Origin of the sequence: Streptomyces sp. NPDC093591 (genome assembly GCF_044764885.1) — a bacterium.
In the GTDB taxonomy this organism is placed as follows: Bacteria; Actinomycetota; Actinomycetes; order Streptomycetales; family Streptomycetaceae; genus Streptomyces.
On record NZ_JBIWIY010000005.1, the window covers coordinates 398,868 to 405,881 of the forward strand.

Sequence of the window (7,014 nt, forward strand, 5' to 3'; positions counted from 1 at the left end):
GGCGGGGCGCACCGCTGTCCCCCGTTCGCGGTAACGTGAGCCCCCTATGAACGCCAATCCCGACGTGCAGCTCCCCGCCGTGTCCGTCATCATGCCCGTCCTCAACGAGGAGCGGCATCTGCGCGGAGCAGTCCAAGCGATCCTCGCGCAGGAGTACGCCGGCGAGATGGAGGTCGTGATCGCCCTCGGCCCGTCCACGGACCGCACGGACGAGATCGCCGCCGAGCTCGTGGCCGAAGACCCCCGCGTGCACACCGTCCCGAATCCGACCGGGCGTACGCCCGCCGCCCTCAACGCCGCAATCAAGGCCTCCCGCCACCCGATCGTCGTCCGTGTCGACGGGCACGGGATTCTCTCGGCGAACTACATCGCCACCGCCGTACGGCTCCTGGAGGAGACCGGCGCGCAGAACGTCGGCGGCATCATGCACGCCGAGGGCGAGAACGACTGGGAGCACGCCGTCGCGGCCGCGATGACCTCGAAGATCGGGGTGGGCAACGCCGCCTTCCACACCGGCGGCGAGGCGCAACCGGCCGAGACCGTCTACCTCGGCGTCTTCCGGCGCGAGGCGCTGGAGCAACAGGGCGGCTACAACGAGGAGTTCATCCGCGCCCAGGACTGGGAACTCAACTTCCGGATCCGGGAGGCGGGCGGGCTGATCTGGTTCTCGCCCGAGCTGAAGGTGTCGTACCGGCCGCGTCCTTCGGTGCGCGCCCTCGCCAAGCAGTACAAGGACTACGGCCGCTGGCGTCATGTCGTCGCCCGCTACCACTCCGGCTCCATCAACCTGCGCTACCTCGCCCCGCCGACGGCGGTGTGCGCGATCGCGGCGGGCCTCGTGCTGGGCGCCCTGGTGACCCCGTGGGCGCTGGTGGTCCCCGGTGGCTACCTCGCGGCCATCACCGCGGGATCCGTCCCGGCCGGCAAGGGCCTCCCGCTGAAGGCACGCCTGCAGATTCCGGTCGCCCTCGCCACCATGCACATGTCCTGGGGCTACGGCTTCCTGACCAGCCCGCGGTCCCTGGCGAAGAAGGTCATCGCCTCCCGCCGCCCGGCGGTGCTCAGCGCCGGCTGAGCCCGCCGGGGAGGTGAGCCGGCGTCACCACGTGAAGTTCCGGTTCACCTTCATGCAGGCCTTGGTGTCGGAGGCGTTCAGCGCGTCCGCCGTGTCCGGCGTCTTGTCGTCCTGCTTCGGGGCCTTGTACGCGCTCCCCTCCCGCCAGTCGGCGCCGACGACGAGGGTGACGCCGGAGACGTCCGTGGACTTCTCCACCGCGCTGGTCGGGATGCCGAGGGCCTTGGCGACCCGCTGGGCGTCGCCCTCCAGGTCGGCGCTCGGGTAGCGGACGAGCGTCGTGTCCTCGGCCGGCGCGGCCGAGGCGTCCGCCACGGCCTGCGTGAAGCCCTTGTCGACCAGCAGCCCGGTGACGGTGTGCGCGCGGCCGGAGACGGCGGCGAGGGTGTCGGTGCGCGTGCCGTTCTGCACCTGGACGGCGATCTCGCCGTCCGCCGCGGCCGGGTCGGTGGAGGCCTTCTCCTCGGTGGACTTCTTCTTGTCCTTGCCGTCGAGCGCGACGTCCTCGCGCACCAGCCGGAACAGCTTGGTCGCGTCCTCGGTGGGCACCACACGGCCCGTCTGGATCGTGTCGTACGCGTTCGGCATCGTCGTCATGGTGATGCGCGAGGTCGGCACCTTCTTGAGCTCGCCCGCCAGGTCGTACAGCTTCGCCACCGTGCCCAGGCCCGGGTCGACGGTGAGCGCCTTGGTGGCCGCCTCGGCGAGGGCGCGCAGCTTGCCCGGGTTGCTGAGCTTCGCGTTCTTGCGCAGCTCACGGACCATCGAGTTCATGTACATGTGCTGCGCCTTGGCGCGGGCCAGGTCGCTGCCGTCCTCGAAGCCGTACCGGGTGCGCAGCCACTGCAGGGCCTGCTCGCCCTGGACGTACGTCGTCCCCTTCTCCAGCTTCAGCCCGGAGCCGTGGCCCGCGCTGTCCTTGGAGTGGATGTTGGCGTTCACGCAGACCGGGACGCCGCCGATCGCGTCGGCCATCGACACCACGCCCGAGAAGTCGATCATCATGAAGTGGTCGATGTGGATGTCGGTGAGCTTCTCCCACGTCGCCACCGTGCACCCCGGGCCGCCGCGGCCGAGTGACCGGTTCGTCATCTCGCGTTCGCGGGCCTCGTACACGTCCCCGCTGTCCGGGTCCGTGCACTTGGGTATGTCCACCAGCGTGTCGCGCGGCATGCTCACGACCGACATGTTGGTGCGGTCGGCGGAGACGTGCAGCAGCATCTGGACGTCGGCGAGCGGAGTGGCGCCGAACGTCTCCTTGGCGCCGCCGAGTTTCTGGTTCTCCTTGCTGTCCCGCGCGTCCGAGCCGATCAGCAGGATGTTCAGCGGCGTCTGGCCGGCCGCGTTGGCCTCGCTCTCGGCGGCGCGGTCCTTCGCGTCGCCGATGTTGAGGTCGTCCTTCTTCAGGTTGCCGTTGAGGTGCTGGTAGTAGAGATAACCGGCACCCGCGGTGCCCAGTATCACCACTGCCAGAACCGTCGCCGACCAGCGCAGCACACGCCGTCTGCGGCGCCTGCCGCCGGCTCCGCGGCCGCCCCCGCGACCCCCGCCACCGTGCCGGCCGCCCTGGTCGGCCGGCGTGTCCTGGTCGGCCCGCGGTGTGAGGGACATGGTGTCCTCCACCGCGGGGACCTCCCCCCGCACACTGCTCTGCGCCAACTGTTCGCCCTTCCCCACCCTTGGCCCGACACGGCTTCGCTCCGCGGCGGACCTCCCTGTCCGTGCGGAGCGAACCATGTCGGACCACCCTGTCCGGCACCGGTTCGCAACCTGTCAGACCTGTGTGAGTCCGAACCGGGTTGGCCACGTGTCGGCAAAATCCACGCCCCGCACGGTCACGCGGTGTGCCAGGCCAAGGCGGCCTGACACACGTGTCGAGTGTCAGACCAACGAGGGCCCGGCACAGTTGCGTCCCCCGCCGCAGATTCCGTACCGCGGCCGTCGGGTCACTGCCGGCCGCTACTTCGCGCACTCCACCTTGTCCGCCGTGGACTTCTCCACGTCGGGCGCCGCGGTCGGAGCCGTGAGGGACACGCCCGCTCCCTTGAAGTCCTTGCCCAGCGTCAGCGTCATCGTGGGCAGGCCCTGGGAGTTGGTCACGCTCTTGCCCGGCTTCATCGCGGACCCGGAGAGCCCCATGATGGCGGCGAGCCGGCGTGCCTGGTCCGCCTGGTCCGGTGCGTACTCGAGCGTCGTCTTCGCCAGCGTCGTCGAGGCGTTGCCCGCGTTCTCGGACTTCTCCACGCCCTCCTCGGTCTGCAGCCAGGTGAGGGTCTCCTGGGCGCTGCCCGCGGCCGCCCCGCCGTTGTAGACCTGCACCCGCACCTCGGAGGGGTCGGCCTTGGTGCCCTTCAGCCGGGCGGCCACGGCGGCGGCCTCCTTCTTCTTCTGCTGCTTGACCGCGGTGAAGGAGACGTCGTTCTGGATCGCCTGGAAGACCTGAGGGGCCGTCGTCTCATTGAGTACGACGGTCGCCTTCACCTTCTCGGCCGGGTTGTCGATCACCGGAATCGTGGTGAAGGTCAGGTTCTTGGTGTTGAGCTTGCCCAGCTCCAGACCGAGATCCTTCAGCTTGTCGATGCTGTCGAGGTTGCTGTCGACGGTCAACGCCTTGGTACCCGCCTCGGCCAACTTGATCATCTTGGTCGGGCTGGTGAGCGTGTCGTTGGACTTCAGCTTGCGCATCAGCGCGCTGAGGAACTGCTGCTGGAGCCCGATCCGGCTCAGGTCACCGCCGAAGCCCACGGAGTGCCGCGTGCGGACGAAGGCCAGCGCCTGCTCGCCCTCGATGACGTGCTCGCCCTTGCTGAGTTTGAGGTGGGAGTCGGGGTCGTCGATGTCCTTGGCCAGGCACACCTCGACGCCGCCGACCGCCGTCGTCAGCGTCTTCACCGCGTTGAAGTCGGCCACCATGAAGTTGTCCGGCTTGATACCGGTCAGCTCGGTGACCGTCCGCATGGTGCAGCTGGGCGTACGGCCCTCCTGGCCGAGGCTGGTGTTGAAGCGGACGCCGGTCTCGCCTGGGATGACCTTCTGGGTGCCGTCCTCCTGCGTCGTCTGGCAGTCCGGAATGTCGACGATCAGGTCGCGCGGGATGCTGAGCGCGGTCGCGTTCGAGCGGTCCTTGGAGACGTGCAGCAGGATCGTGGTGTCGGCGTGTCCGGCGCTGCCCGCGTCGCCGTAGCTGCCGTTGCCCGCGCCGGTGCGCTTGTCCGTGCCGATGAGCAGGATGTTGATGGCCTTGTCCTTGCTGAAGCCACCGGTGCTCGCGCCGTCGTCGGAGACGGACTGGATGTTGTCGTTGAGGTGCTCGATGTAGAGGTAGGCGCCGGTCGCCGCGGCCACCACCACGAACGCCATGATTCCGCCGGTCCAGAGCACGGCCTTCTTCGCCTTGCTCTTCTTCTTCACCGGAGCCCGGCGGCCGCGCCGCCCCGTCGGCGGCTCCTCGGGCGTGCCCCGACGCCTGCGCTGCGGGGGGACCTCACGGCCCGGCGACACCGGCCGGGTCTCGCGGCCCGGGGTCGCGGTCCGGCTGCGCGCGGCGCCGTCGGCGCCCGCGGCGCTCCCTGAACCTCCGGCGCCCGCCGCCGCCGACGCACCGGCGGCCCGCGCGGCGGCGCCGGCGCGGGAAGCGGATCTACGGGGTCCCGGTACCGACGACTGCGGTGCGGAAGGAGTCAGTCGCAGTTCGTATTCGCCGGTGTTCGGATTGAGTACCCACTGGTCTGCGGGGTCGATGTCGTCCGCCCGCCCACGGCCTTGCGCGTCCACGGTTGTCTGATTCCTCCGTCGGGGCCACGCGGCGCCTTCCCCCTCCAAGGCGCTCGGGTCTCTCGGTCAAACAGTGCGCAAGCCTAACTACGGCCGGGTGCACCGGATCGCTCACACTATCCGCCCAGTTCAGCGTCAAGCGACGACGGTGACAAATTCCACGTCCCTACAACTGGGCAATCCATCCCATTTCTTTGAACTGGGGTTCGCCGACTTGGTGAGCGCTTTACTCGCACGGGTTCTCGGCGGCGGTGTTGCCGCGGAAGGTGGGTGCCGGAGGAGTGGGCCCCGTGCGGTCGTCGGGGCGCTTGGCGCCGGCCTTTCCGTCGCCGTAATGGGAACTCCTGTGCGGAGATGTGTGCGGAGCGCCGCGGGATGTTTCGGGCGAATTCACGACTTCTACCGGGGCGTCGATGAGCAGTCGCTCGAAGAGCCGCTCGGCCTCGGGCTCCACGAGTTGGTCGCGATTGGCGTTGTAGATGTACGACTCCCGAGGAACGGTGAGGAATTGCACGCGTTCGGTGGGGATGTCGCGCACGCCGCGGACGAGTTCGTACAAACCGCGCAAGCTGGCCAGGGCGGGGTCGGTGGTGAGGGAGGACGTGGCGGCGTCCAGGACGGGATAGAGCCTGACCGGATTCAGCAGTACGTCGTTGCTCCGCACTTTCTGGACGAGCGCGGCGAGGAATCGTTGCTGGCGTTCCATGCGGTCGGTGTCGCTGCCGTCGCCGAGGGACTTGCGGGCGCGGACGTAGCCGAGGGCCTGCTCGCCGTTGAGCGTCACCTTTCCGGCGGGGAGCCTGAGCTTGGCGGCCTTGTCGGCGATGGGCTCGGTGAGGCAGATCTCCACGCCGTCGAGGGCGTCGACCATCTCCTTGAAGCCGTGGAAGTCGACGACCACGTGGTGGTCGACGCGGATGTTCGTGAGCCGCTCCACGGTGCGGACGGTGCAGGCCGAACCGCCGACCTGGAAGGCGTAGTTGAACATCGCGAACATGGGCTTGCTGCGGCTGCCGTCGGGGCGTCGGCAGCCGGGGACGTCCACCATCAGATCGCGGGGTATCGAGACGGCGGTGGCGCTGCGGCGCCCCGCGGACAGGTGCAGCAGGATCGTGGTGTCCGACCGCTCGGTCCCCGAGTCGCGGCCGTAGCGCCGGTTTCCCTTGCCCGCCCTTGAGTCCGAGCCGATGAGCAGGATGTTGCGGGCGTCGCGTACGAGGGAGGTGGGGCGCTCCTTCTCGTACCGGGCGAGTTCGGCGGCGGCGGCCTCGTCGGGGGTGATGTTGGAGTCGAGCTTGGCGTAGACGGCCCATCCGGCCCCGCCGGCGGCGACGAGCACGAGCCCGATCCCCATCGCTGTTCGCCGCACCCACCGCCGCATGGGCCCCCTGCGCGTGCGTGCGGAGTCGGTCACGGCTGGGTCCACCCCTCATGGCTTAGTGCGTGTGGTGTGGGCTGCTGTTACGACCATGGCTTGGATGGGGGGTGGGGGGTGGGTGGTGGGGGGCTGAATGGGTGACGGGTGCCTCCGGCGGTTGGGCGGGGGGTGCCTGCGGCGGCCTGTTGCTGTTCGGTGGGGGTGCGTGTAGCGCCTTGGGTTGTGGGGTGGGTCGGGGCCGTGCCGGGGGGTGTCCGTCCTCGGTCGGGCGGTGGGCCTTGCGCGGGAGGTGCCGTGCCTTGACGCCCGACTCTGCGGGCGGACACCCCCCGACACGTCCCCTTGCCGCCGTACGCGGGCGCGGGCAGTCCCACACCTCTGCCGCGGGGCGCCGCCTCAGCCGCACGGGCTGTGTCGGCTGTGGGCTGTCCCGTCTCAGCCGCCGGGGCCGTCTCTGCTGCGGGCCGCCGTCTCAACCGCGAGGCCGTCTCCGCTGCGGAGCGCCGCCTCAGCCGCGCGCATCCCGCCCAGTCGAGGGGCGCTCGGTCAAACCGCGGGCGGTCTCGTCCAATCCCGTGGGCACTCCGCCCAGTCGTGGGCGGTCTCGTCCAATCCCGCGGGCACTCCGCCCAGTCGTGGGCGGTCCCGTCCGATCCCGCGGGCACTCCGCCTAGCCGTGGGCGGTCTCGCGCAATCCCGTGGGCACTCCGCCCAGTCGTGGGCGGTCTCGTCCAATCCCGCGGGCACTCCGCCCAGTCGTGGGCGGTCCCGTCCGATCCCGCGGGCC

General features: G+C 70.1%; 4 protein-coding genes. 1 reads left to right on the forward strand and 3 read right to left on the reverse strand.

Features of this window, described 5'->3' with window-relative positions; all coding sequences use genetic code 11:
* Positions 1-46: 46 nt before the first annotated feature.
* Positions 47-1,075 (forward strand): glycosyltransferase family 2 protein, encoded by a 1,029-nt coding sequence (locus ACIREI_RS14090; protein ID WP_403331889.1) that lies wholly within the window; start codon positions 47-49, stop codon positions 1,073-1,075.
* 24 nt (positions 1,076-1,099) lie between these two features.
* Here the strand turns inward: ACIREI_RS14090 and ACIREI_RS14095 are convergent, their stop codons facing one another.
* The 3 genes from ACIREI_RS14095 to ACIREI_RS14105 form a co-directional block, all read right to left on the reverse strand.
* Positions 1,100-2,686, reverse strand: coding sequence for an LCP family protein (locus tag ACIREI_RS14095; RefSeq protein ID WP_403331892.1), 1,587 nt, complete (start codon positions 2,684-2,686; stop codon positions 1,100-1,102).
* Positions 2,687-3,034: 348 nt separating this feature from the next.
* On the reverse strand, positions 3,035-4,849 hold the full coding sequence (locus ACIREI_RS14100; RefSeq protein ID WP_403331895.1) for an LCP family protein: 1,815 nt from the start codon (positions 4,847-4,849) through the stop codon (positions 3,035-3,037).
* Between the two features lie 226 nt (positions 4,850-5,075).
* Positions 5,076-6,230: an LCP family protein gene (locus tag ACIREI_RS14105; RefSeq protein WP_403332004.1), complete on the reverse strand. Its 1,155-nt coding sequence runs from the start codon at positions 6,228-6,230 to the stop codon at positions 5,076-5,078.
* Positions 6,231-7,014 lie beyond the last annotated feature (784 nt).

Excerpts from the sequence above, each read along its gene's own strand:
- ACIREI_RS14090 (WP_403331889.1), top strand. The coding sequence starts at position 47 with ATGAACGCCAATCCCGACGTGCAGCTCCCCGCCGTGTCCGTCATCATG.
- ACIREI_RS14095 (WP_403331892.1), bottom strand. The coding sequence starts at position 2,686 with ATGTCCCTCACACCGCGGGCCGACCAGGACACGCCGGCCGACCAGGGC.
- ACIREI_RS14105 (WP_403332004.1), bottom strand. The coding sequence starts at position 6,230 with ATGCGGCGGTGGGTGCGGCGAACAGCGATGGGGATCGGGCTCGTGCTC.